This window comes from Achromobacter sp. 2789STDY5608615 (genome assembly GCF_001298995.1).
Taxonomy (GTDB): Bacteria; Pseudomonadota; Gammaproteobacteria; order Burkholderiales; family Burkholderiaceae_B; genus Achromobacter; species Achromobacter insuavis.
In genome coordinates this window covers 1,287-26,634 of record NZ_CYTY01000005.1, presented here as the reverse complement: position 1 = coordinate 26,634, position 25,348 = coordinate 1,287, and the positions used below count along the sequence as shown (strand labels likewise).

The 25,348-nt window shown below is 66.7% G+C and carries 20 protein-coding genes; 11 read left to right on the top strand and 9 right to left on the bottom strand.

Features of this window, described 5'->3' with window-relative positions; all coding sequences use genetic code 11:
* Positions 1 to 149: 149 nt before the first annotated feature.
* The 7 genes from AOZ49_RS32365 to AOZ49_RS05670 all read left to right on the top strand — a co-directional run bounded on the left by AOZ49_RS32365 (position 150) and on the right by AOZ49_RS05670 (position 7,400).
* Positions 150 to 827 (top strand): hypothetical protein, encoded by a 678-nt coding sequence (locus AOZ49_RS32365; protein ID WP_156355596.1) that lies wholly within the window; start codon positions 150 to 152, stop codon positions 825 to 827.
* A 521-nt stretch (positions 828 to 1,348) separates the two neighbouring features.
* Positions 1,349 to 1,759, top strand: a complete 411-nt coding sequence (locus tag AOZ49_RS32360) for a hypothetical protein (RefSeq protein ID WP_131727115.1) — start codon at positions 1,349 to 1,351, stop codon at positions 1,757 to 1,759.
* A gap of 86 nt (positions 1,760 to 1,845) precedes the next feature.
* A complete protein-coding gene (locus AOZ49_RS05690; protein WP_054433972.1) occupies positions 1,846 to 2,565 on the top strand; it encodes an ABC transporter ATP-binding protein in 720 nt (239 codons plus the stop codon).
* 18 nt (positions 2,566 to 2,583) lie between these two features.
* Positions 2,584 to 3,774, top strand: coding sequence for an ABC transporter permease (locus tag AOZ49_RS05685; protein ID WP_054433971.1), 1,191 nt, complete (start codon positions 2,584 to 2,586; stop codon positions 3,772 to 3,774).
* Positions 3,767 to 5,248 carry a TolC family protein gene (locus AOZ49_RS05680; protein WP_054433970.1) on the top strand — a complete coding sequence of 494 codons (1,482 nt, stop codon included), beginning with the start codon at positions 3,767 to 3,769 and terminating at the stop codon, positions 5,246 to 5,248. The genes AOZ49_RS05685 and AOZ49_RS05680 overlap by 8 nt, the downstream gene beginning before the upstream one ends.
* Positions 5,241 to 6,515, top strand: coding sequence for an efflux RND transporter periplasmic adaptor subunit (locus tag AOZ49_RS05675; RefSeq protein WP_082380338.1), 1,275 nt, complete (start codon positions 5,241 to 5,243; stop codon positions 6,513 to 6,515). The genes AOZ49_RS05680 and AOZ49_RS05675 overlap by 8 nt, the downstream gene beginning before the upstream one ends.
* A gap of 48 nt (positions 6,516 to 6,563) precedes the next feature.
* Complete coding sequence (locus tag AOZ49_RS05670; RefSeq protein ID WP_054433968.1) at positions 6,564 to 7,400, top strand: tRNA threonylcarbamoyladenosine dehydratase; 837 nt, start codon at positions 6,564 to 6,566, stop codon at positions 7,398 to 7,400.
* A 42-nt stretch (positions 7,401 to 7,442) separates the two neighbouring features.
* On the opposite strand, the gene AOZ49_RS05665 is transcribed toward AOZ49_RS05670, so the two are convergent.
* From AOZ49_RS05665 to AOZ49_RS05655, 3 genes are read right to left on the bottom strand one after another with little or no spacing between them, the layout of a single operon-like run.
* Positions 7,443 to 7,754 carry a non-heme iron oxygenase ferredoxin subunit gene (locus AOZ49_RS05665; protein ID WP_054474578.1) on the bottom strand — a complete coding sequence of 104 codons (312 nt, stop codon included), beginning with the start codon at positions 7,752 to 7,754 and terminating at the stop codon, positions 7,443 to 7,445.
* 15 nt (positions 7,755 to 7,769) lie between these two features.
* Positions 7,770 to 8,243 (bottom strand): aromatic-ring-hydroxylating dioxygenase subunit beta, encoded by a 474-nt coding sequence (locus AOZ49_RS05660; protein ID WP_054433966.1) that lies wholly within the window; start codon positions 8,241 to 8,243, stop codon positions 7,770 to 7,772.
* Positions 8,244 to 8,245: 2 nt separating this feature from the next.
* Positions 8,246 to 9,511 (bottom strand): aromatic ring-hydroxylating dioxygenase subunit alpha, encoded by a 1,266-nt coding sequence (locus tag AOZ49_RS05655; protein WP_054433965.1) that lies wholly within the window; start codon positions 9,509 to 9,511, stop codon positions 8,246 to 8,248.
* A gap of 193 nt (positions 9,512 to 9,704) precedes the next feature.
* On the opposite strand from AOZ49_RS05655, the gene AOZ49_RS05650 reads away from it, so the two are divergent.
* Positions 9,705 to 10,607, top strand: coding sequence for a LysR family transcriptional regulator (locus AOZ49_RS05650; RefSeq protein ID WP_006388935.1), 903 nt, complete (start codon positions 9,705 to 9,707; stop codon positions 10,605 to 10,607).
* 47 nt (positions 10,608 to 10,654) lie between these two features.
* Here the strand turns inward: AOZ49_RS05650 and AOZ49_RS05645 are convergent, their stop codons facing one another.
* The 6 genes from AOZ49_RS05645 to uvrA all read right to left on the bottom strand — a co-directional run bounded on the left by AOZ49_RS05645 (position 10,655) and on the right by uvrA (position 22,367).
* Positions 10,655 to 13,063: a TonB-dependent siderophore receptor gene (locus tag AOZ49_RS05645; protein ID WP_231690256.1), complete on the bottom strand. Its 2,409-nt coding sequence runs from the start codon at positions 13,061 to 13,063 to the stop codon at positions 10,655 to 10,657.
* 106 nt (positions 13,064 to 13,169) lie between these two features.
* The gene (locus AOZ49_RS05640; protein ID WP_231690255.1) at positions 13,170 to 14,144 is read right to left on the bottom strand and encodes a FecR domain-containing protein; all 975 of its coding nucleotides are present in this window, start codon (positions 14,142 to 14,144) and stop codon (positions 13,170 to 13,172) included.
* A complete protein-coding gene (locus tag AOZ49_RS05635) occupies positions 14,141 to 14,653 on the bottom strand; it encodes a sigma-70 family RNA polymerase sigma factor (RefSeq protein ID WP_054474576.1) in 513 nt (170 codons plus the stop codon). The genes AOZ49_RS05640 and AOZ49_RS05635 overlap by 4 nt, the downstream gene beginning before the upstream one ends.
* 100 nt (positions 14,654 to 14,753) lie before the next feature.
* The gene (locus AOZ49_RS05630) at positions 14,754 to 15,386 is read right to left on the bottom strand and encodes an aminotransferase class IV family protein (protein ID WP_054474575.1); all 633 of its coding nucleotides are present in this window, start codon (positions 15,384 to 15,386) and stop codon (positions 14,754 to 14,756) included.
* A gap of 76 nt (positions 15,387 to 15,462) precedes the next feature.
* Positions 15,463 to 16,599: an aminodeoxychorismate synthase component I gene (locus AOZ49_RS05625; protein ID WP_054433961.1), complete on the bottom strand. Its 1,137-nt coding sequence runs from the start codon at positions 16,597 to 16,599 to the stop codon at positions 15,463 to 15,465.
* 8 nt (positions 16,600 to 16,607) lie between these two features.
* Positions 16,608 to 22,367 carry an excinuclease ABC subunit UvrA gene (uvrA, locus tag AOZ49_RS05620; RefSeq protein WP_054474574.1) on the bottom strand — a complete coding sequence of 1,920 codons (5,760 nt, stop codon included), beginning with the start codon at positions 22,365 to 22,367 and terminating at the stop codon, positions 16,608 to 16,610.
* A gap of 243 nt (positions 22,368 to 22,610) precedes the next feature.
* Between uvrA and AOZ49_RS05615 the strand changes: the two genes are divergently transcribed.
* The 3 genes from AOZ49_RS05615 to AOZ49_RS05605 are packed head-to-tail and all read left to right on the top strand — an operon-like array spanning position 22,611 to position 24,975.
* Positions 22,611 to 23,390 (top strand): IclR family transcriptional regulator, encoded by a 780-nt coding sequence (locus tag AOZ49_RS05615; RefSeq protein ID WP_054474679.1) that lies wholly within the window; start codon positions 22,611 to 22,613, stop codon positions 23,388 to 23,390.
* A 24-nt stretch (positions 23,391 to 23,414) separates the two neighbouring features.
* Positions 23,415 to 24,059, top strand: a complete 645-nt coding sequence (locus AOZ49_RS05610) for a bifunctional 4-hydroxy-2-oxoglutarate aldolase/2-dehydro-3-deoxy-phosphogluconate aldolase (RefSeq protein ID WP_054433959.1) — start codon at positions 23,415 to 23,417, stop codon at positions 24,057 to 24,059.
* Entirely contained in the window at positions 24,052 to 24,975 is a 924-nt protein-coding gene (locus AOZ49_RS05605) for a sugar kinase (protein ID WP_054474573.1), read from the top strand. Before AOZ49_RS05610 ends, AOZ49_RS05605 begins: the two co-directional genes overlap by 8 nt.
* Positions 24,976 to 25,348 lie beyond the last annotated feature (373 nt).

Below are 25,348 nucleotides of genomic sequence, written 5' to 3'. Positions count from 1 at the left end.
TACGTTACCTTTTCGGTCTGGCGCGTTTCTTATAAGGCAACGTCAAAGGCCACTCGCCGTTCTAGATTGAAAGATCCATTTCCCTGCCCTTGTGCCTATTTGGAGAACAGCCAATGGCATCAATGGCTTGAATCAATCAGGAGCTACTTGTGCAAGTATCCAATTCAACGCTGTCAGGCCCGAGCGGCCCGCTCGGTTTCAACTATTCGTCGACGCGGTTCACTACGGACGCGAATGGGGAAGCCCGCTTCACCGAAGTCATGGGTTCTGCGAAGCAAAAATATATCGAAAGCTCCCCCGCATCGAAGGCCGTGACCCTGTCTGATAAGGCGGTGGCGCTGTCAAGCCAGGAGGCTGACGACGAGGATGCAGACCTGAGCTTGTTGGTGTGCTGGACACCTGATTGGTTGGCTCGTTTTGCCAATCAATATACAGAGGCCGAACAGTATGAACAACTAAAAACCTGGGTTTTTAATGATTATTCTCCTGGATTTGATTGTTCTGATTATATTCGCGGAGGAGATTTATATTATGCAACAACTAGAATTCCGGTTACTCCTGAAAGTGAGATGATAGATAAAAAACAATCCAATGCATTTGTTGCTGACCTGAAATCGATGTATGCAGTCGAGATGAGTAAAGGCAGCTCGGCGATGGATATCTATAAAAAAATAGGAAGATTGATTCTGTCCCAGCCGGATGATTTCGCATACAAATTCGGATTCAGTGTCAAGTTTCGAGAGAAGGTGGAGTCTATGCCTCAATGGGGAGGACATGGCGATCCGTTCAAGGGGGGGGGGCGGCGGTTCTTTCTCCTTCAAATATGACCCGCCAGGCGAATCAAAGGACGGGACCCTGATGCAGGCTAAGGATGGGTTTTCACGCAGAATGTTGCTACAGATGGCGCATGATATGGAACGGCATAGGCAATATATCCTGATGGATTTGCTCTATCGTAGTGTGAATCAACAACCGACGTTGATATCTGGTCTTTGAATGTAGATTGTTGGCTCTGGATTTGTTCTGCTGTAATTCTTATGGAAGATATGGTGCCCGATTAATATCGTCGGGCGTTTTTTTAGATAAAGTGCGTTGATGGTGCTTTTTTTATGTGCTGAAAAGCTGCTGGTAATGATTTGGTCGATGTTTCTGTGGTCTGACCTATTTGGTCGCTAGTGTTCCAAAAATAGAAATATGCGATGTTCTTTATGCGCTCCAATTGAAGGACAGGTTATCCAATCTGTTCACCTTGTGCGTTGATAAGGCGATAGCGGTAGAAGCCATCCCGCGGGTGAGTCCGGCATCAGTCAATGATTGATATGCTGTCTGTATTTTGTGGAGAAATCTAATGAAAAATAAGTTGCTGCGTTTTTTGGTTGTTGCTTCGCTGTTGTTCTCCGGTAGTGCGTTTGCCGGTGATTATGTGTGGTCCACTTATAAAAGTGGCGACTATGTGTCACGAAGAGGAGGCACCGCTACTGTTGTTTATCAACCTAGCAATTTTCTTGTCTCACCAGTAGGAAAGAAAATTAAAGGCGTTCAAATTCAAATTCAGGATAGCTCACAGGCAAATGTGTCGGCGCTGGTTTGCTATAACGGTGGGGTCAGTTGCGCCTCGTTATCCTCGAGTGGGCAGATATCCCATTATTTTGACGGAAATTCTGCTGATAAGCCGTTTTCTGTAACGTATACCGGGACAGGTGTCGGGCCATATCCTCGTTATATTCTTGCCACGATGGTGGTTTATTACAACGACTAAGAGAGTTGTAATGGATAGCGACTTATCTTCAATTTGACGATAAGTCGCTATAAAGAGATATAAGTCGATTCTGGAGCTTGTGACTGATGTGGATTGCAGATTCGTGGGGCCATCCGCTCATTCAAATCACACGTGTCCGCCATGCTTATCGCAAAGGCAGCCAATCAGTAAGCGTGCTGCGCGATGTGACACTTGAGCTCCACCCCGGCGAAACCTGCGCGCTGCTTGGGGCGTCCGGTTCCGGCAAGAGCACCTTGCTCAATATCCTGGGCTTGCTCGACCGGCCGTCGGCCGGCCAGCTCCTGTTTCGCGGACGCGACATGCTGGGTATCGACGAGAACGCCCGCGCCTGGGTTCGCAATCGAGAGATCGGGTTTGTTTTTCAGTCCTTCAACCTGTTGCCCCGTATGAACGCCCTCGATAACGTTGCCTTGCCACTGTTCTATCGTGGTATCTCGCGAGCCCAGGCGCGGGCCACGGCCATGGATTGGCTTCGTCAAGTTGGATTGGCCGATCGCGGCGGGCATCTCCCTGCCGATCTCTCCGGCGGGCAGCGCCAGCGGGTCGCCATTGCCCGCGCCTTGGTCGGCAATCCCTCCGTCATTCTTGCGGACGAACCGACCGGTAATCTGGATCAAGCTTCAGCCGAGAGCATCATGGCCTTGCTCATGGGGCTGAATCGCGAGCGGGCGGTCACGATCGTGATGGTGACGCATGATGCCAACCTAGCTGGCCGCTTCTCGCGCCAGCTTCATGTGCGCGACGGTGTATTGCATGAACCCTGCCACTGCGATGAAAGACGTTGATTTCCGGTGTTCCGGTGCATGCGCGGTCCATCGCTGACGCAAACTGCGCTGCAAGCGGCCGACAGCCTGCGCCAAATGGGTCGCAGGGCCTTGTTGGCTTTGCTCGGCATCATGGTCGGCAGCACCGCCATCATCGCGCTCCTGAACATCGGGCATAGCGCCGCCGAACAGGTGATGCGCATGTTCAAGGACATGGGTACGGACGTCCTGGTGGTGACTTTCCCGGTGACGGGCGCCAAGCCGCGCGCGCTGCCCCGCACGCTGGATGCCGGCGCGTTGGCGCAAGCCGTGCCGGGCATCCGCCATGCGGCGCCCCTGTCGGTCTACAACGTGCCGCTGCGTTTCCCGGGACGTACGATGGTTCCCAGGATCGTAGGCACGACGCCGGATCTTGCCGCCGCGATGAATCTGCGCATGGATCGCGGCCGTTTCCTGTCGCCGTTCGATCGTCATGCCACGTTTGCCGTCGTCGGTGCGGAAATCGCGCGTGAACTGGGCAGTCCGGCGCATCCGCTCGCCCTGGGCGCCTCGCTGCAAATTGATGGCTACTTTTACCAAGTCATCGGCGTCACGCGCAGCATGAAGGGGAATCCGCTGATTCCGGTCGATGCGGACCGATCGGTGATCGTTCCCATTGAAGGGCTGCACCGATTGTTTCCCAAGCCTGAACTCGGCGCCATCCTGGCCAGGGCGACGCCTATGGCCGACCTTGTGGAAACGGCCAGCGCGCTGCGCGAGTATGTCGGCGCGCAGGTGCCCGGCAGGGAGGTCCAGGTGGATATTCCCCGGCAGTTGATCGACGGTCTCGAGCGCCAATCCCGTACCTTTTCATATCTGCTCGCGGGGCTGGGCGCGATCTCATTGCTGGTGGGCGGTGTGGGCGTCATGAACGTGATGCTGATGAGTGTTTCCGAAAGGCGGCGCGAGATCGGCGTTCGCCTGGCGCTCGGGGCGACCCGGCGCGACATCCGCCTGTTGTTCCTCGCCGAGGCGGGTCTGTTGGCCATTGTGGGCGCGGCGCTGGGCGCAGTGTTCGGCGTTGGCGCGGCCTACGCTTTTGCGCGCTTCTCCGGTTGGGATTTCGTGCTGGCGCCCGCGTCCTTGCCCTTGGGAATGGGCACGGCGCTGCTGACGGGCCTGTTCTTCGGTTGGTATCCGGCCGCCGCGGCTTCGCGGCTGGAGCCTGTCCAGGCCTTGCGCGATGCGTAGTGCGGTGCGGATGCTCATCGTGGCGCTTGGGTTGGCGGCGCTGTCACCCGTGGCACGCGCGGGTGATGAGCCGTTGCCGTCTCGCCCGACCATGCGGTATCAGGCGCCGGCCGTGTTGGGCGAAGGCGTCGTCGATCTGACTTTGACAGATGCCGTCTTTCTCGGCTTGCGCGCCAATCGCGGCATACGCAGCGCCTACCTGACCCGCGTGGCGCAGAAGTTCGACCTGCGCGTGGCCGAGGATTTCTTTTCGCCCAAGCTTCTCGTCACCGGGCAGATCACCGGAAACCGCAATCAGGACGACCGTTCGCGGCAGGGATTGCTCTCGTCCGCGGCAACGATGGTGGGGGAATTCGGCACGCGTTTCAGCCTGGGTTGGACGAGCCAATTGAGCAATGCCAACCGGGCGGGCGGGTTCCGGGACGACGGCGTCACGCTCGCGATCATCCAACCCTTGCTGCGTGGCGCGGGCCGTGAGGTAGCAACCGCGCCCTTGCGCATGGCGCGCCTGATCGAGCAAAGCAATCGGCTGACTTTGCAGGATTCGGTTTCCCAGGCCGTTACGCAGATCGTCCAGGCCTACTGGCAATTGATGCGGGCGCAAGAGCAAGTCACCATCGCCAAGGCGGCATTGCAGCGTTCCAAAGCGCTTCTGGAGATCAACCAGGCGCTGATCGCCGCCGGACGCATGGCGCAGGTCGACTTGGTGCAGACGGAGGCCGATGTGGCCGCCCAGGAATTCAATGTCGAGAATGCCGATAACGATCTCAACGCCTGCCGATTGATGTTGCTGCAACTGCTGGCCCTGGATCTGCGCAGCCGGATCCGGGCCAGCGACACGCCAGGGAAAAAGCCCTCGACGCTCAGCGTGCAGGATGCTCAGCGCATCGCGTTGACGCACCAACCGCGGTATTTGCAGCAGGTGATCGCCCGGGAACAGGCCGATATCAATCTTGTGGTCGCGCGCGACAACCGCCTGTGGGATGTTTCCCTGATGGGCGGCGCCAGCCAAGGGCGGACAAGGCGATCGAGCCATTCGGAGGCGGTGTCCGATCGCCATTGGGACGGGTATGTGGGTGTCCAGGTCCAGATACCGATCGGGGACCTGAGCGCGCGACAGGCTACCGTCCATGCAAAAGCCGACGCGGACAACCAGGCGCTGCTGCTCGAAGACGCCGAACAGCAGTTGGCGCTGGACGTGAATAACGCGGTGCGGGAACTGGCCTCGCGATGGCGCCAGTACGAAATCGCGGGGCGCGTCCGCGATCTTTCACGCAAGAAGCTCGAGATCGAACGCCAGAAACTGCAGGCAGGACGATCGAGCAATTTTCAGGTGCTGGCCTTTGAAACCGATCTGCGCGGGGCGGAGAACGCCCGACTCAATGCCTTAATCCGCTATCTGGATGCACAGGCGCAGTTGGACCTGAAGCTTGGCATGACATTGCAAAGTTGGGGTATCTCGCTGAATGACTAAGCTCTCTGCCTATCCATCCGGCCTGATGGCGGCGGGCGTGGCCCTGCTTGCCGTCGCGGCGATCGCCTTTGCATGGCATCGGCCGCCTGGCGGCAGGGCGCAAGATAAACCCTCGCCCTGGACACTGGTTTCTCCTCGGCCGGCCGAGATTCGCCTGGGCGTGGCGGGAAAGATCGTTTCGGCGCAGATCGTCACAATCACGGCGCCCTTCGATGGCAATATCAAGTCGCTTGAGGTGTCGGAAGGGCAGCGGGTGGAGGCGGGCCAGCGCCTGCTCGAGATGGATGTGACCGAACTCGACATACAGCGACGCCAGGCGCTGAGCGAACAGATCAAGGCGCGCAAGCTCCTGAGCGACATCGATCACTGGGAGTCTGGCCCTGACGTCGCCCGTGCTCGTCAAACCCTGTCGAGCGCGCGTCTCAGTGTGAGCGACACGCATCAGAAGCTGGTTGAGACCAGGCAGCTCTATAAGCGCGGAATCGTGCCCCGCATGGAGCTGGATGCGTTGATCCAACAGGAAAAGATGCAATCCCTGTCGGTGGCCTCGGCAGAGGCGGAAATCGCCAACGCCCGGGAGCGCGGCAAGGGGCAAGCGCGGCAACTCGCGGAAATGGCGGTGGCCAATGCCACGGCCCGGCTCAATGCGCTGGCCGATGAGGCCTCCGGCGTGGTGGTGGCGCCGTTTTCGGGTGTCGTGATCCGCGTCCCGGGCAACGGCGATGGCAGGCGGGACGCCGCCGGAGAGCCATTGTTGGCGGGCGCCAAGGTTGGGCAGGGCCAGGGGCTGTTGGCCATTGCCAACGTCGCGCGGGTCCATGTCGTGGCCAAGGTCGACGAGACGGATCTCAATCAGCTGCGTCCAGGCCAGCCGGTGGGAATACGTGGCGAAGGATTCAGGGGCCTGGCGCTTTCCGGCGAATTGGAATCGATCGGGGTGCAGGGACTCGAAGGAGACTCGCAGGCGGGCACGATGTATCCGGTAGTGATTGCATTGCCGCCGCTGACGGCGGCGCAACAGGCGGTGGTGCGGCTGGGAATGACGGCGAGCGCCTCGATCGTGATCTTTCATGATGAGCAGGCGATGGTGGTGCCGGCCACGGCGATTCGTACTGGCGCGGGAAAGAGCCTTGTCCGGTTTCGCGAATCGGCAAGCTCCCCCGAGCGGTCGGTCGTGGTCTCGGCCGGGCCGGCCACGCCGGACGGGGTGGTCGTGACGGGCCTTGCACCGGGTTATGTCCGGGATGAATGGCAACCTTCGCCCTGAAAAGACCCGGGGGGATCGCCCGACGCGCGCCCATATAAAATACCCCCCATGACCGCCCCAGAAGAAAAAGCCGACATCGCCCGCCGCTTCGGCAGCCTGTCCCGCCTCTACGGCCCCGACGCTCCCGCACGCCTCCAGAACGCCCACATCGCCGTCGCCGGGCTGGGCGGCGTGGGCTCCTGGACCGTCGAAGCGCTGGCCCGTTGCGGCGTCGGCGCCCTGACGCTGATCGACCTGGACCACATCGCCGAATCCAACGTGAACCGGCAGATCCACGCGCTCACGCAAACCCTGGGGCAATCCAAGGTGGATGCCATGGCCGAGCGCGTCCTGGCCATCAATCCCGAGTGCCGGCTGACGCGCGTCGATGATTTCGTGTCGCCGGAGAACGTCGGGGAAGTGCTGCCCGGTCCTTACAACGCCATCATCGACTGCACCGACCAGGCCGCGGCCAAGATCGCCATGATCCTGCATGCGCGGGCCCTGGGGATTCCGATGCTGTTGTGCGGCGGCGCGGGCGGCAAGACCGATCCGTTGGCGTTGCGCGCCGGGGACCTGTCGGCCGCCGTCAACGATGCCTTGCTGTCCAAGCTGCGCAACAAGCTGCGGCGCGAGCATGGGTTTCCGCGGGCGTCGGACAAGAACGGCAAAGCGCTCAAGCGCGTGCCGAAGATGGGAATTCATGCCCTGTGGTTCGACCAGCCCGCCATCCTGCCCGATGAATGGACGCGGCAGGCGGAGGCCGAGGACGATATGGGCGCTTCGGCGCAGGCCGTGGCGCCGCAGGGGTTATCCTGCGCCGGCTATGGCTCGGTGGTCACCGTGACCGCCGCCATGGGCATGGCCGCCGCCAACGAGGCCTTGCGGCTGGCGCTGCAAGGCTAGCTGGGCGGCGACGGCCCGTCACGGAACGCCGCCGCGCCCGGGTCACAGCGCCACGAACACCACGCCATCCTCGATCCTGACCGGGTAGGTCGCCAGGTTGTCGCGCAGCGGCGAGCAGAGCGCGCGGCCGTCGCGCACGTCGAAGCGGCCCTGGTGCAGCGGGCACTCGATCTCGTGGCCCGTCAGGAAGCCGTCGCGCAGGCGCGCATTGCCGTGCGTACAGAGGTTGTCGGTGGCGTAGACGCTGCCTTCCACCCCGTACAGCGCGATCTCGCGGTCGCCCGCCTGCACGGCGATCACGTCTTCCTCCGGCACGTCGGCCAGCGCGATGGCCTTGATCCAGTTCGTACTCATGTCTTGATGTCCTGGTCAGATGGGATAGATCAGCGAATTCGGGATCAGCTCGCTGTCGAAAATGCACAGCCGCGACTCGAACTTCAGCCCGTCGGGCGTCTGCCGGATCACGTCCAGGTAGCGGCCGACGTTGTAGACCGTGGTCAGCTGGTTCGGCTTGGTGCGGAACACGGCGTAGTTCGCTTCCGATTCGATCCGGTCGCCCCGCACCGACAGCACGCGCGGCGCGCCGACCACGTGGCGCTGGTAGTAGGGGTCGTGGAAGATGGTGTCGGTGGCGCCGTAGATGCGGTCCTTGAGCATGCCGCGGCTCTCGAACGACATGGTCGCCAGCGGGTAGCCGCGCTCGTGATTCTCGCGCGGCAGCACCTTGTAGACGCAGTCCTCCAGGAAGAAGTCGGGCCATTGTTCCCACTGTTCGGCGTCGAGCGCGGCGGCGTAGTCGGCGTACAGCCGGGTCAGCTGGTAGTAGAGGGGAAAGTCCAGCATCGTCACGCCTCCGCTTCCATCACGCGGCGCCAGTAGGCGTACATGCCGCGGATCAGGGTCTCGGTCACCATGTGGTCGGTGTTCTCGGCGGTCTTGCCGCCCAGCTCGGCAACGCTGCGGTGCCAGGGCTTCTGCGCGAAGCCCGATTGCGAGAACTCGATGACTTCGCCGTCATCCGCCGAGACGAAGCCGGCCGGGCCGAACAGGTTGGCCTGGCGCAGGCGGCGCTGCGTCATCTCGGGCGTGTCGTCGGCGAAGCCGAAATGGGTCCAGACGAAGTCGAAGGCGTCGTGGCCGACCGGCTGGATGTGGCGCGTGGACAGCGAGTTGACCTGCTGCTGGATGATGACGCTGGGGAACAGCGTCATCAGCACGGCGGTGGGGCCGTTCCACCAGGGTTCCGGGACGATGTCGAGGAAGCGGTCGTCGTTCAGCGTCATCTGTTCCTTGAAGCTGGACACGCCGCTGGTGACGCTGCCCTTGCCGCCCTGGCCGCGGGTCGAGATCATGGCCGCGTGGCGGAAGTGGCGGTCCATTTTCAGTTCGGAGCGGTTGTCGGCGCGCCACAGGCCGAAAGTGACGAACCAGGTGTGCAGCAGGCCGGGGTGGTAGGGGTCCTTGATGTTCTCCTGCATCAGCTTCCAGTTGCCGGGGATGCGCTGGCGGCTGTAGCCGTGGATCACCAGCTGGCGGCCGTCGAAGACGCGGTCGAAGTAGTGCAGGATGTCGGGGCCCAGGTAGTCCTCCAGCGGCTCGACGCCGTGGTCGAACGAGGCGAACACCACGCCGTTGCGGCAGGCCACGGCCAGCTTGGTCAGGCCGTGCTCTTCCGGCTTGAAGTCGGGCGGCATGCCGCCGTTGACGCGGCCGTCCTGCTTGACGCCGCGGCGGAACGGCACGCCGATCAGGTTGCCCTGCAGGTCGTAGTTCCACTGGTGGTAGGGGCAGACGAACTCGCTGCGGTTGCCGGAACGTTCGCGGCAGAACTGCACGCCGCGGTGGGCGCAGACGTTTTCCACCACGCGCACCTGGCCGTCGTTGTCGCGCAGCAGGATGACGGAGCGCTCGCCCACGGCGGTGCGCTTGAAGTCGCCGGGGTTGGGGATTTCCGCTTCCAGGCCGACGTAGCTCCAGTGGCCGCGGTAGAAGAAGCGCTCCAGCTCGCGCTGGTGCAGGGCGGCGTCGGTGTAGACGCCGAAGGGGATGCGGTGGCTGCCGTCGCCCTGCCAGGGCGGCACGAACGAGAGCGGTTGTTCGGGGGCGTTCATCGGCGGCCTCCGGCGAGGCGGCCGCGCCTACAGGGCGGGGCGAGGGGATGGCGCATGGTTGTCTCCTTCATCCATCGGGGCCCGCGCGACATCGGCGCAGGCGTTTGTTGCATCATCGGCCAGGGTGTGAAATAAATAAATAGAATCTGGATGATGACAACAATCACCAAAATAAATATTGGTGGAGACAAGCATGAACCTGCAAGACATGGACCTGAACCTGCTGGTCGTGTTCAACGAGCTGTGCAAGCACGGCCGGGTGTCGGCGGTGGCGCAGAACCTGGGCATTTCGCAGCCGGGGGTCAGCAACGCGCTGGGGCGGTTGCGCAAGCTGCTGGGCGACGAGCTGTTCCTGCGCACCTCGCGCGGCATGGTGCCCACGCCCTATGCCGAGGCGCTGGCGCAGCCGATCGCCGATGCGCTGGCGGCGCTGCACGGCACGCTCAACGCGCGCGCCAGCTTCGATCCGGCGCGCAGCGAGCGCGCCTTCGTCATCGGCGTCAATGACGTCGGCGAGACCTACTTCCTGCCGCGCCTGATGCGGGCGCTGGACGACGCCGCGCCCGGCGTCACCATCCGCACCGTGCGCACCACCTCGATCGATGTGAAGGACGAGATGGAGCGCGGCCGCATCGACCTGGCGATGGGCTTCCTGCCGGGCCTGAAGCACGGCTTCTTCCAGCGCCGGCTGTTCCGCCAGCCCTATGTGTGCATCTTCCGCGAGGACCATCCGCTGGCGCGCACCGGCGTGTCGGCGCGCCAGTTCCGCGCGGCCGAGCACGTCGCCATCGTGTCCGAGGGCACCGGCCACGGCGTGGTCGACCAGGTGATCGAACAGGCCGGCATCCGCCGGCGCCTGCGCCTGACGGTGCCGCACTTCATGGCGGTGGGGCCGGTGCTGCAGGCCACCGACATGATCGCGGTGGTGCCGCGGCGCTTCGCCGATTGCGCCTGTAAGCCGTTCGGCCTGGCCACCGCGCCCTGTCCGGTGAAGATCCCGGAGTCGGTCATCAACGTGTTCTGGCATGCCCGCAACCACCGCGAGCCGGCCAACCAGTGGCTGCGGCAGGTGGTGGTGGAGCAGTTCGCGGATTAGGGCCTGTGCGAGGCTCCTTTCAGTGTGAACAGGCCCTGGCGCGGTCCTCAGAACTGCATCTGCGCCGACAGCGCCACGCTGCGCGGGCTGCCCAGGTAGTAGCTGTTGAGCCAGTAGTCGCGGTTGGCGACGTTGTTGACGTTCAGGCGCAGCGTGAGCGGCCGGCCGGTGACCTTGGTGGCGTAGCGCAGGCCCAGGTCGAAGGTGGTGTACGACGGCAGGCGGCTGTTGTTGCTGGCCGTGGCGTACTGCTGGCCGACGTGGTAGATGCCGCCCGTCACGCTCAGGCCCGGCGCGAACGGCAGCGCGTACTCGGAATACAGCTTGGCCATGATCTTCGGCACGTTGATCGGAGCGCTGCCGTCGTTGGCGCTGCCCTCGACGCGGGCGGTCAGCAGCGTCACGCCGCCCATCACCGTCCAGGCGTCGGTGACCTTGCCGACCGCCGACACCTCGGCGCCGCGATGACGCTGGATGCCGTCCTGCACGTAGACGTTGGCATTGTTGGAATATTCGTAGGATTTCTCGATGTCGAACAGCGCGCCGCTCACCAGCACGCCGCCCAGCTCGGCCTTGACGCCCAGTTCGCGCTGCTTGCTGCGCATGGGCGGCAGCACCTGCAGGCGGTTGACGGCCTCGTCCGGCGCCACGCCGCCCTGTTCCAGGCCTTCGATGTAGGTGGCGTAGGTGGTCAGCCACGGGGTGGGCGCGAACATCAGCGAGGCGTTGGGCGAGTTGCGGCCGCGGTCGTAGTCCGGCTGGCCGGGCAGGCCGTCGGCGCCGCGTTCCATCGACTTGATGGTGCTGCGGTTGATGCCCACCAGCGCCGACCATTGCTCATTGAAGCGAATCAGGTCGCCGATCATGAAGTTGTCGTTGCGGATGCGGCTGGCGTAGTAGGTGCGCTTGGCGGCGTCGGAGGGCCAGTCGGGTTCCGCGACCAGGGTGGGCGAATCCAGGCCGTACGGACCCTGGTAGCCGGTATGGGGCGCGTAGGTGGTCTGCCATTGCTTGTCCATGTAGCCGTAATAGCCCAGGGTGATCTTGTGGCCGACCTGCCAGGTGTCGAACGAGATGTCGGCCAGCGCCTGCCAGGCCTCGGATTCCGTCTTGGTCTCGCCGACCTTCTGCCGCAGCTGCAGGTATTGGTTGCCGGGCTGGATCGAATTCATGGTGTGGTACTGGACCGGCCGGTCCTGGTATTCGCGCAGGTGCGCCACGCGCAGCGTCAGGTGGTCGCTGGCCTCGTAGGTCATGCGCGCCATCCAGCGGCGGCTCTGGGTTTCGTCGCGGATCCACGGCTGTCCCCAATCCTTGCTCGAATCCATGGCCGCGGGACGGTGCACGTCTTCGCCGACGAACCAGTAGGCGGTGGGCGAGCGCATCTTGTAGTCGCTGTACGAGGCGCCCAGCTCGAGCTTGAAGCGGTCGGTGATGTTGAAGTCCAGCGCCAGGCTGGCCAGGGTGCGGTCGATCTTCTGGTCGTCGACGGCGGTGTCGCCGTTCTGGCGCACCAGGTTGACGCGGTAGCCGACCTTGCCGTTGTCGTCGAACGGGCCGCCGAAGTCGCCATGCACGTAGTACTGGCTGCTGCCGTAGTTGCCCACGGTGATGCTGTTCAGGTAGTCGGGCGTGGGGCGCTTGCTGACATAGTTGACCATGCCGCCGGGCGAGGCCGCGCCGTACAGGAAGCCGGACAGGCCGCTGAGCACTTCGACGCGTTCCTTGTCTTCGAGCGAGGCGGCGAAACCGTATGAACGGCGCAGGCCGTCTTCGGCGCGGTCGTAGCTGTTGAAGCCGCGGATCTTGACCATCGGCGCCCAGCCGCTCAGTTGCGGGGTCTGCGTCAGGGTCGACGGGTTGATCCGGTAGACGTCGTCGGGCGACTGCGCCTGCACGTTCTGCAGCAGGTCGCGCGTCACCACGCTGAAGGAATAGGGCGCGTTGCGCAGCTCCATGCCGCCCAGCGCGCCGGCGGCGGACACCGTGGTGGCGCGGTAGCCATCGCTGGCCAGGCCCTCCTGCTGCAGGGAGGCGGTGGCGCTGCCTTGCACCGTGACGCTGGGCAGCGTGACGGCGTCGCCGGCGGGCGCCAGGCGCGCGCTGAAGGCATTGCCGCGCCGCACCGGCTGCAGGCCGGTGCCGGCCAGCACCGCGTTCAGGCCGGACCACGGCGACTGCCGGCCGCGCACGCCCGGGCTGTGGCGCCCGGCCGTCAGCGCGGCGTCGACCGAGACCTGGATGCCGGCCTGCACCGCGAACTCGGTCAGCACGCGACTGAGGTCGCCGGCAGGAATGTCGTAGTCGCGCTCGGCCGCGGTGTCGGCCGCGGCCTGGGCATGGGCCGGCGCGGCGCCCAGCGGGGCAAGGCCGATGACGGTGGCGGCGAGCGCGGCGGCGGCCGGTTGGCGGAGGGCGGCGCGGCGGCGCGCGGAGGGCAGGGAACGGAATGGCATAGGTCGACAGGAGGTGAATGAGGTGGTTTCACCCCGTATGCCAATCGAGACGGAAAAAAGGGGAACCTGCCCGCGACGCGCGGCGCAGGGCGGCCGGCGCCGCGCGCTATCTGGGCTCCAGCACGGTCCACCAGGGCATGGGCGTGCGCACCCGCAGCGGCAGCGTGGCTTCCAGGGTTGCCAGGGCCTGCGTGGTATCCGTGGTCGAGTAGGTGCCGACGATGCGCAGGTCGGCGATTTCCGGCGCGCAGCCCAGGTAGCCGCGGCGGTAGCGCGACAGTTCGGCCACGAAATCGCCCAGGCGCATGTTCTCGGCCACCAGCAGTCCGTCGGCCCAGGAGCGGCGCGCCAGGGCGGCGGCCTCGGCGGGCGCGGCGCCGGCCCGCGTGACGCGGGCCTGTTCGCCGGCATGCAGGATGCCGCCGGGGACGCCATTGGCCACGGGTTCGATCCGCACCGCGCCGTCGAACACGGCGACCACGCTGGCGCCGTCCTGCTGGTAGACGCTGTAGCGCGTGCCCAGGGCGCGCAGCCGCGCCTGGGCCGTGTCGACCACGAAGGGGCGGGCGGGAGACTGGTTGTCCGGGGCGGTGGCGACCAGGATCTCGCCCGTCACCAGCCTGATGCGGCGCAGGTCGGGGCCGTAGTCCACGTCGATCGCGCTGTCGGTGTTGAGCCAGATGACGGCGCCATCGGCCAGCCGGATCTGGCGGCGTTCGCCCAGCGCGGTGTGGTGGGTGGCGGCCCATTGGCGCCAGGGCAGGGCGCGCGACGCGCCCCAGCCGCCGAGGCCGGCGCCGCACAGCAGCGTCAGGGTCTTGAGGGTGAGGCGGCGGCGGGCCTGGCCGGCCGCGGCCGCGTCCAGCAGGCGGTGCGCCATGGGCTTGTTGCCGCCCGGCAGATTGAGGAACTTGCCGCTGATGGCCTCGACCTGGCGCCAGGCCTGCTGGTGGGCCGGATCGGCGTCGTGCCATTGGCGCCAGCGTTGGCGTTCGGCGGCGTCGACCGAGGGCGCGCCCAGCGCCGCGTACCATTCGGCGGCCTGCTGCAGCACCTGGAAGCTGGGGGCGGCGGCGCTCATGGCGCGGGCGGCTGGCCGGCGGTCAGGCAATGCAGCATCGCCTGCGCCATGTACTTCTTGACCATGCGCTCGGACACTTCCAGGCGCGCGGCGATTTCGACGTAGGTGTAGCCCTCCAGGTGCGACAGCAGGAACGCGGCGCGGGCCTTGGGGTTGAGCTGGTTGAGCAGCGCGTCGAGTTCGCACAGCGCGTCCAGCAGCAGCGCGCCTTCCTCGGGCGAGGGCGCCAGGGTGTCGGCCACGGTGGCGAGCGTGTCGCGATAGGCGCGCTCCAGGTCCTGGCGCTGCCAGTGGTTGACCACCAGCCCGTGGGCGATGGTGGTCAGGTAGGCGCGCGGTTCGCGGATCGGCTCGAGGTTGCGCAGCACCCGCAGGAAGGTGTCGTGCGCCAGGTCGGCGGCGTCGAAGGCGTTGCCCAGCCGGCGGCGCAGCCAATCCTGCAGCCAGCCGTGGTGGTCGCTATAGAGGACTTCGATATCGGGGGATGCCGCGCGCGGGGAGGGGAACACGATGGGACGTTGCCAACGTCGAATAATCAATAAGAATGAGTATCAATTATTCTTCAGGCTTGCCGGTTTGGCAATCGGCGTCGTCCCGGGGCGGACGGGTTCAGGTTTCGCGCAGGGTGACCGTGAACCAGCCGCGCAGGGCGTTGGACAGCCGGATTTCGTCGGCCGCGTGCAGGTCGGCCAGGGTCAGCACGCGTTCGCTGACGTTGCCGGTGTCCAGCAGTTCGGCGCGCTGCACGCCCGGCAGGCAGCCGCTGTCGACCGGCGGCGTGTACCAGTCGCCGTCCAGGCGCAGGTAGACGTTGCTGCGGCTGCCTTCGCACAGTTCGCCGCGTTCGTTCAGGTAGACCAGGTCGAAGATGTGCGGATGGGCCGGCAGCCATTCGATGGTCTTGGTGTACCAGGGCCGGTAGGTGGTCTTGTAGCGCAGCAGCGGCTCGGACGAGCGCAGCGCCTCGGGCGCGAGCATGATTTCCTGCTCCGCCGGCAGCGGCGGCAGCACGGCGGTCTGGATGTGGCGGCTGCCGTCGCGCGCGACCAGCAGGCGCAGGCGGTGCGCGCCGGGGGTGTTCAGGCTGAGCGCGGCGATCATGATGTCGCTTTGCACCGCGTTGCCGCCCCAGGTGTAGCCCAGCGCCTTGCACGACTGCTCCAGGCGGCGCAGGTGGCGCGCCAGCAGGGGCACGCGGCGCTCGGCGTCGACCAGGATGGTCTCGATCAGTTCGGGTTGCATGGGGGCTCCTGGTAAACGGCGGGCGGCGGCGGGCGGGGCCGGGTTCTATCCTACCCCGCGGACACGGATTGCGCACTCAGGCGCGCAGGATGCGGGCCTTCCAGTGGCATTCCTGCCATTCCTCGGCCGGATCGGAATCATGCACGATGCCACCGCCGACGCTGTAGACGCCGTGGCCGGCCTGGTCCAGCACCAGCGTGCGGATCGCCACGTTGAGCGAGAAGTCGCCGTCGGGCGCGAGCCAGCCGATGCTGCCGCAATACAGGCCGCGCGGCGCGGCCTCCATCTGGCGGATGCGGCGCATGGCGGCGACCTTGGGGGCGCCGGTGATGGAGCCGCAGGGGAACAGCGCGCGCAGCACGTCTTCGAGCGTGGCGTCCGGCGCCTGTGCCGACACGGTCGAGGTCATGGTCCAGACGGTGGGATAGCGTTCCAGCGAGAACAGCGCCTCGACCTTGACCGAGCCGGGCTCGGCCAGCCGGCCCAGGTCGTTGCGCAGCAGGTCCACGATCATCAGGTTCTCGGCGCGGTTCTTGTCGCTGGCCAGCAGCGCCTGGCCCAGGCGCTGGTCCTCGGCCGGGTCGGGGTGGCGCGGCGCCGTGCCCTTCATCGGCCGGGTGGTCAGTCGCGCGCCGCGGCGGGTCACGAACAGTTCGGGCGAGAACGACAACACCGTGCGCGCGCCGTCCTCGATGTAGGCGCCGTGCGCCACCGGATTGCGCGCGGCGATGCGGCGGTACAGCGTGGCCGCGTCGCCCTGGTATTGCACGTCGAGCGGCTGGGTGTAGTTGACCTGGTACAGCTCGCCGGCGCCGATCAGCGCGCGGATGGCCTCGATCTGGCGCGCGTAGCCGGCCTCGGTCATGCGCGGCGCGGGGATGCTGAGGGCGGCCGGCGGGCTGTCGGCCGCCGGCGCGTCCCATGGCGTTTCGTCGATCTGGCGCTCGAACACCAATGCCGTCAGGCGCGCCCGGCCGTCATCATGCGGCGGCGTCCAGGGACCGGCGGGCGCGGGCCGGGCGGCTTCGGGCAACAGCCATTCTCCCAGTTCGTAGTCCAGCAGCAGCGCGACCCAGTGTCCGCGTTGGCGCGCCGCCTCGATGGCGGCCAGGGCGGGGCCGACCTCGGCCGCCGCGCGCGCCTCGATGCGGGCCAGAAAGCCGTCCAGCCGCAGGGCGCGGCCGGACAGCCGGTCTTCAAAACGACAATGCATGACGCTCTTTATTGTTGTGCCAGGAACTCCGTCAGCACCCGGCCCGTGTGGGAGTGGTCGCTCAGGGTCATGACGTGTTCCGGCGAGCCCTGCGCCACCAGCTTGCCGCCGCCGGTGCCGCCTTCGGGGCCCAGGTCCAGCAGCCAGTCGGCTTCGGCGATAACGTCGAGATTATGCTCGATCACCACCACCGTGTTGCCGGCTTCCACCAGGCGGTGCAGCACGTGGATCAGCTTTTCCACGTCGGCCATCGACAGGCCCACGGTCGGCTCGTCCAGCACGTACAGCGTGTGCGGGATGCGCGAGGCGCGGCCGGTCTTGATCAGGCCGTCGGTCAGGCGCGCCTTGGACAGCTCGGTGACCAGCTTGATGCGCTGCGCCTCGCCGCCGGACAGCGTCGGCGACGGCTGGCCCAGCGTCAGGTAGCCCAGGCCGACGTCCTGCATCAGCTGCAGCGGGCGATGGATCTTGGGATGGGCGGCGAAGTATTCGATGGCGTCATCGACTTCCATGGACAGCAGTTCGCCGGCGTTCTTGCCGCGCATCTGCACGCTCAGCGTGTCGCTGTTGAAACGCGCGCCGTTGCAGGCGTCGCACGGCACTTTCACGTCGGGCAGGAAGTTCATTTCGATGGTGCGCATGCCCTGGCCTTCGCAGATCGGGCAGCGGCCGTCGCCGGTGTTGAACGAGAAGCGCGCCGCGGTCCAGCCGCGCATGCGCGCTTCGCGGGTGTCGGCGAACTGCTTGCGCACGTCGTCCCAGAAGCCGACGTAGGTCGCCGGGCATGAACGCGGCGTCTTGCCGATCGGGGTCTGGTCCACTTCCAGCACGCGGTCGATCGCTTCCCAGCCCTGAATGCTCTCGCAGCCGGCCCAGCCGGGCGCCTTGCCCTGCGAGACGGCCTGCATCAGGTTGTCCAGCAGCACTTCGCGCGCCAGCGTCGATTTGCCGGAACCGGACACGCCCGTGACCACGCTCAGGCGGCCGACCGGGATCTTGGCGTCGACGCTGCGCAGGTTGTGCAGGCGCGCGCCCTTGATCTCGATCATGGGGGTGTCGGCCTCGACCGGACGGCGGCCTTGCAGCGGATGCTGCAGCGGCTTGGCCAGGTAGCGGCCGGTGACGGATTCGGGCGCGTCGATCAGGTCCTGCGCGCTGCCCTGCGCCACCACGCGGCCGCCGCGGATGCCGGCGCCGGGGCCGATGTCGATGATGTGCGAGGCGCGGCGGATGGTGTCGTCGTCATGCTCGACCACCACCAGCGTGTTGCCGTTGCCTTCCAGGCGCGCCAGCGCGTCCAGCAGGATGCGGTTGTCGCGCGGATGCAGACCGATGGTGGGCTCGTCCAGCACGTAGCAGACGCCCTGCAGGTTCGAGCCCAGCTGCGCCGCCAGCCGGATGCGCTGCGCCTCGCCGCCCGACAGGGTGGGGGCGGCGCGGTCCAGCGCCAGGTAGTTCAGGCCGACTTCCTGCATGAAGTTCAGGCGGCCGCGGATCTCGGTGAGGATGTCGCGGGCGATCTCGCCTTCGCGGCCGCGCGCCACCAGTCCGGTGAAGAAGGTGTGCGCGTCCGACACCGGCAGAGAGGCCAGCTCGGCGATCGACTTGTCGCGCCAGCGCACGGCGCGCGCGACCCGGTTCAGGCGCTGGCCGTCGCACTGCGTGCAGACCTTGGCCTCGCCTTCGTACCAGGCGTTCCAGGCGGTTTCCTCGCCGGTCTGTTCTTCGTCGAAGCCCTGCAGTTGCAGGCCGGTGCCGAAGCAGCCGGTGCACCAGCCGTGCTTGGAGTTGTACGAGAACAGGCGCGGATCGGGCTCGGGGAAGCTGGTGCCGCACGACGGGCAGGCGCGCTTGACCGAGAAGTGCTGCTGCTGCAGTTCGCTGTCGAGCGCTTCGTGCAGCTTGTTCACGGGCCACACCACCGACATCACGCCCTGGCCGTTTTCCAGCGCGCTCTTGACGGCGGCGCGCAGGTCGGCCTCGTTGGCGGGGTCGACCACGATGTCGGCCACCGGCAGCTCGATGGTGTGTTCCTTGTAGCGGTCCAGGCGCGGCCACGGCGCCACCGGAATGAACTCGCCGTCGACCCGCAGGTGCGAGTGGCCCTTGGACCCGGCCCACTTGGCCAGGTCGGTGTAGTAGCCCTTGCGCGCGGTGACCAGCGGCGCCAGCAGGCCGATGTGCTCGCCCTTGCGTTCGCGCAGCAGGCGCGCCACGATCTGGTCGGTGTTCTGCGGCTCCACCGCGACGTTGCAGTCCGGGCAGTACTGCGTACCCAGCTTCACGTACAGCAGGCGCAGGAAGTGGTGGATCTCGGTCATCGTGGCCACGGTCGACTTGCGGCCGCCGCGGCTGGTGCGCTGCTCGATGGCCACGGTCGGCGGGATGCCGAAGATGGCGTCCACGTCGGGCTTGCCGGCCGGCTGCACGATGGCGCGGGCGTAGGCGTTGAGCGATTCGAGATAGCGGCGCTGGCCTTCGTTGAACAGGATGTCGAAGGCCAGGGTCGATTTGCCCGAGCCGGACGCGCCGGTGATCACGGTGAACTTGTCGCGCGGGATCTCGACGCTGACGTTCTTCAGGTTGTGCTCGCGCGCGTTGCGGATCTCGATCGCCATGTTGTCCTGGCGGCGCTTGCGCATGAGGGATTGCAGCGGCGTGCCTTCGCCGGCGCCATAGACGGCTTCGGGCTCGGCGATGCGGGCCGTCAGGCCGGCCTGTTCGGCCTCCTGCGCGTCGATGTCGCTGCTGACCACCACGTCGGCCGGCAGGATGCTGACTTCGTAGTCGCGCAGCGCCGCGCCGGTATGCGAGGCGGGGTTGGCCATCAGGTCCTGCGGCGTGCCGACGCCGATCACCAGGCCGCCGGCGTCGCCGCCTTCGGGGCCCAGGTCGATCAGCCAGTCGGCCGCGCGGATCACGTCCAGGTTGTGCTCGATGACCAGCAGCGTGTGGCCCGCGGCCAGCAGCTTGCGGAAGGCGCGCATCAGGCGCGCGACGTCATCGAAGTGCAGCCCGGTGGTGGGTTCGTCGAACAGGAACAGGCTGCCCTTCTTGGCGACCTTGGCGGTGGAGATGCCGCTGCGCGCCGCCTCGGCCAGGTGGCCGGCCAGCTTCAGGCGCTGCGCCTCGCCGCCCGACAGGGTCGGCACCGGCTGGCCCAGCCGCACGTATTCCAGGCCGACGTCGGCCAGCGGCGCCAGCCCGGTCTGCACGTCGCGCAGGCCCTTGAAGAATTCCAGCGCCTCGCTCACCGTCATTTCCAGCACCTCGTCGATCGAGGCGCTCTTGCCCAGGTGCTCGACGCGCACTTCCAGCACTTCCGGGCGGAAGCGCTTGCCGTCGCAATCGGGGCAGCGCAGGTAGACGTCGGACAGGAACTGCATCTCGACGTGCTCGAAGCCGGTGCCGCCGCAAGTCGGGCAGCGGCCGTCGCCGCCGTTGAAGCTGAAGGTGCCGGCGGTGTAGGCGCGTTCCCGCGCCAGCGGCGCCTGCGCGAACAGCTTGCGGATCGCGTCGAACGCGCCCACGTAGCTGGCCGGGTTGGAGCGCGCGGTCTTGCCGATCGGGGTCTGGTCGACCATGACGACGTCGGCGATCTGCTCGGCGCCCAGCAGGCGCTCGAAGGCGCCCGGGGCTTCAGACGGCTTGCCCTTCTGCTTGAGCAGGGCGGGGAACAGCACGTCCTGCACCAGCGTCGACTTGCCCGAGCCGGATACGCCGGTCACGCACACCAGCCGGCCCAGCGGCAGCTCGACCGAGACGTTCTTGAGGTTGTGCGCGTTGACGCCCTCGAGCAGCAGGCGCGGCGTGTTGGCCGCCACCGGCATGGGGCGCGGCGCTTCGACGCGCTGGCGGCCGCCAAGGTAGTCGCCGGTCAGCGTGCGGGCCGCGCGCAGCTGCGCCGGCGTGCCGTCGAACACGATCTGGCCGCCGCGTTCGCCGGGGCCGGGGCCGATGTCGATGATGCGGTCGGCGGCCACCATGACCTGCGGGTCGTGCTCCACCACCACCAGCGTGTTGCCGGCGTTGCGCAGGCGATGCATGACTTCGACCACGCGGTGCATGTCGCGCGGGTGCAGGCCGATGGACGGCTCGTCCAGCACGAACAGCGTGTTCACCAGCGAGGTGCCGAGCGCGGTGGTCAGGTTGATGCGCTGCACTTCGCCGCCGGACAGCGTGCGGCTCTGGCGGTCCAGCGTCAGGTAGCCCAGGCCGACGTCGCACAGGAACTTCAGGCGCGCGCGCACCTCGGTCATGAGCAGGTCGGTGGCGGCGTCCAGCGCGCCTTCGAACGACAGCTTGTCGAAGAACGTGCGCACCCGTTCGATGGGCAGCAGCATCACGTCATGGATCGACAGGCCGTCCAGGTTGTCGAGCTGCTCGCGGCTCCAGTTGGCGCCGACCGGCATGAAGCGCTTGTAGCGGCCGTCTTCCGGCGGCAGCACGGCGTCGGCCTCGGCCTTGGTGCCCAGGCGCCACAGCAGCGCGTCGGGCTTGAGGCGCGCGCCGTTGCAGGTGGGGCAGGGCGTGTAGCTGCGGTACTTGGACAGCAGCACGCGCACGTGCATCTTGTACGACTTGGTCTCGAGCCAGTCGAAGAAGCGCTGCACGCCGTACCACTGGTGCTTCCAGGCGTCGTTGCCGCCCTTCCAGTCGGGCGTGCCGTACAGCACCCAGCGCTTGTGCTCCTCGCTCAGGCTCTTCCAGGGCACGCCCAGCGGAACGCCGGCGCGCGGCGCGTATTTCTGCAGTTCGTCCTGGCATTCCTTGTACGAGGGCGTGGTCCAGGGCTTGATGGCGCCTTCCAGCAGGGTCTTGTTCTCGTCGGGAATGACCAGGCCGAAGTCGATGCCGATCACGCGGCCGAAGCCGCGGCAGGCCTCGCAGGCGCCCAGCGGCGAGTTGAACGAGAAGCTGCTGGGCAGCGGATCGGTGTATTCGATATTGCAGTCGGCGCAGTGCAGGCGGTCGCTGTACTTCCAGGTGTGCGCGTCGGCGCCCTCGGCGTCCATGACGTAGACGGCCAGGTGGCCGGCGCCCATGCGCAATGCCGTATCCAGCGCTTCCATCACGCGTTCGCGTTCGGTGCCGGCGAAGCGGAAGCGATCCTGGATCACGTGCAGGATGCGGCGTTCCTCGGCGGCGGCCTTGGCCTTGCCCTTTTCCTTCTTGGCGCCCTTGGCCGGCGCGGTGGCGTTCGGCACGGCGGTTTCCTCGGCGTGCACGCGGGTGTAGCCCTGCTGCTCGAGGAAGCCGCGCACTTCGTCTTCGGTGAAGTTGGCCGGCACGGCGATGGGGAAGGTCACCACCAGGCGCGGATCGCCCGCGGCGGCGGAGCGCTCGGCCAGCGAACGGTAGATCGATTCCGGGGTGTCGCGCTGCACTACCTTGCCACAGCCGCGGCAGTGCAGGCGCGCGCCACGCGTGAACAGCAGCTTGATGTGGTCATTGAGCTCGGTCATCGTGCCGACCGTGCTGCGCGAGCTGCGCACCGGGTTGGTCTGGTCGATGGCGATGGCCGGCAGGATGCCTTCGATGCGGTCCACCTGCGGCTTGTCCATGCGGTCCAGGAACTGGCGCGCATAGGGCGAGAAGGTTTCCACGTAGCGGCGCTGGCCCTCGGCGTAGAGGGTATCGAAGGCCAGCGAACTTTTGCCGGACCCCGACACGCCGGTCACGACCACCAGTTCGCCGGTGGCGATGGTCAGGTCCAGGTTCTTGAGATTGTTCTGGCGGGCGCCAACGATGCGGATTTGGGAGCTCATGGACGGTATCGTAGCCTGAGGGAGGGCGCGGCCCCGGACTACGGCCAGTGGCTGGTTCCGGGCGCGGCGATGTGGAATAATTGCCTATATCGTGAGGCATGTGTCCACAATGTGGTCAAACATGCGCTCCGCTGCTGTACAAATAAACAGTATCGCAGATTCGTCTGAAATTAGCGCGGTTTGCCGGGTGCATTCTGCGGGCGCATTGTTAACGCAGGGCATCTACCCGAGGTGGGGGCGGTCGTGTCGGAATCCAAGGTGGCGGGCGCCGCGGCGTTCGCCAAATTCATGACGGTGTTGCAGGCGGTGGCGGACGCGCCGCAGCCGCCCACGGCGGCGGCGCTGGCGCGCAGCAGCGGTTATCCGCGGCCGACCGTCTACCGCATCGTGGCCGCGCTGGCCGAGCAGGGCATGGTGGCCGAAACCGACGGCGTCTATCGCCTGGGGCCGCGCCTGCTGGCCCTGGCCAGCCGCGCCTGGTCGCAGTTCGACCTGCGCGCCGCGCTCGCGGCCGATCTGCAGGCGCTGCGCGACGCGACCGGAGAGACCGTGCACCTGGCGGTGCCGGCCGGCGCCGAAATGATCTACATCGACAAGCTCGAAAGCCCCGGCCCGGTGCGCATGGCCTCGCGCGTGGGCGCGGCGGTGGCGCTGCATTCGAGCGCGGTCGGCAAGGCCTACCTGGCCGCGCTGGGCGAGCCGGCGCGGGAGCGCCTGTTGCGCGACCTGCCGCTGGAATCGCGCATGCCCGGCACCGTGGCGAGCCTGCCCGCGCTGCGCGCGGCGCTGGCCGAGACGGCGGCGCGCGGCTACGCGCTGGACAACGAGGAAAACGAGCCCGGCATCGTCTGCTACGGCGTGGCGCTGCGCGATGCCGCCGGCCAGCCGGTGGCCTGCGTCAGCGTCAGCACGCTGATGTTCCGGCGCCGCGACGATCCGCAATCCGCCTATATCGAACCCCTGCTGCGGCTGCGCGATGCGGCCGCCGCCAAACTCGCCGTGCTGCCATCCGGCGGCGCCTGAACGCTCCGTCCCGAAAGGAATGCCATGACTGCTGCTCCCCTTGCCTCGAAGCTAGACGCCCTGCTCGCCGCCCGGGTCGTGCCCGTGCTGCGCTACCAGGACGCCGCCACCGCGGCCTACGCCGCCGAGGTGGCCGTGGCCGCCGGCTGCACCACGCTGGAACTGACCTGGACCATTCCGGGCGTGACCGACCTGGTGCGCGCGCTGCGCGACAAGCACGGTCCCAGCCTGCTGCTGGGCGTGGGCACGGTGCTGGATGAAACCCAGGCGCGCGAGGCCCTGGTGGCTGGCGCCGACTTCCTGGTGTCGCCGGCCCTGGCCACCGAGATCGTCGACCTGGCGCACGCCGCCGACGCCCTGTGCCTGCTGGGCGCCTTCACGCCCACCGAAGTGCTGGCCGCGCGCCGCGCCGGCGTCGACGTGGTCAAGGTGTTTCCGGCCGATACCGGCGGCCCCAAGCACCTGGCGGCGCTGAAGTCGGTCTACCCGGACACGGTGTTCTGCCCCACCGGCGGCGTCACCGCCGAGAACATGGCCTCGTACTTCGCCGCCGGCGCCGGCCTGGTCGGCATCGGCAGCAACCTCTACGACAAGGCCGCCTTCGCCGCGCGCGACACTGCCGCGCTGGTGGCGCAGATCATCCGTACCCGCGAGGCCGCCCATGGCTGATTTCGACATCGTCGCGCTGGGCGAGCCGCTGGTCGAACTGAACCAGACCCGCCAGGGCGAGCTGCAATACCTGCAAGGCTTCGGCGGCGACACTTCCAACGCCGTCATCGCCGCGGCCCGCCAGGGCGCGCGCTGCGCCTACCTGACCCGCGTTGGCGACGACGCCTTCGGCGCGCAATTCCTGGCCCTGTGGCGCGAAGAGGGCGTGGACACCTCGGGCGTCGAGGTCGACGCCAGCGCGCACACCGGCCTGTACTTCGTGCAGCATGGCCCCGACGGCCACGCCTTCAGCTACCTGCGCCGTGGCTCCGCCGCCAGTCTGATGACGCCAGCCACGCTCGACGGCGGCCTGATCGAGCGCGCCCGCTTCCTGCATGTCTCCGGCATCAGCCTGGCGATCAGCACCAGCGCCTGCGACACGGTCTTCGCGGCCATCGCCCGCGCGCGCGCGGCCGGCGTGCAGGTCAGCCTGGATTCGAACCTGCGGCTGCGCCTGTGGCCGCTGGACCGGGCCCGCGCCGTGCTGCGCGAGGCGCTGTGCCATGCCGACCTGTTCCTGCCGAGCATGGACGACATGCAGCACCTGACCGGCAACGACGACCCCGAACGCACGCTGGACTGGATCCGCGATGCCGGGGCGACGGGCGTGGTCGTGTTGAAGCTGGGCAAGGACGGTTCGATCATCGACGACGGCAAGACGCGCACCCCGGTGGCGGCTTTGCGGGTGGAGGCGGTGGACGCGACCGGCGCCGGCGACTGCTTCGCCGGCAGCCTGCTGGCGCGCCGCTGCCAGGGCGACGACTGGGCCGACGCGGTGCGCTACGCCAACGTGGCGGCGGCGCTGTCGACGCTGGGCTACGGCGCGGTCAATCCGCTGCCGCGCGCCGAGCAGGTGCTGGCGAAGCTGCGGGGTTGACGCCTGGGGCTGAAGTGGGCGCCAGCGAGCGCGGCCGGCATCAATCGCAGGCGCTGCAGGCGGCCCGTCGACAATGGCCTGCCGGCAACGCGGGTCGCCCACTCGCCAGTTTCCCCGGGCCGTTTGTCTACCGCTGGCGTGCCCGGCCGCCCAAACAAAAATCCCCGCCGGTTCGCACCAGCGGGGATTTTTTTCGATCAGGCCGCACGCCAGGAACCTGGCGCGGCCGGCGTGTCATTTAGACGCGCTTGATCTTTTCCAGCATCTTGAACACACCCTTGGGCGACTTGACGAACAAGCGCTTGAAGGCCTTGCCCAGGCAACGGCGTTCCAGGGTGTTGCGACGCACGCGTTTGCGTTCAGCCATGTTGAT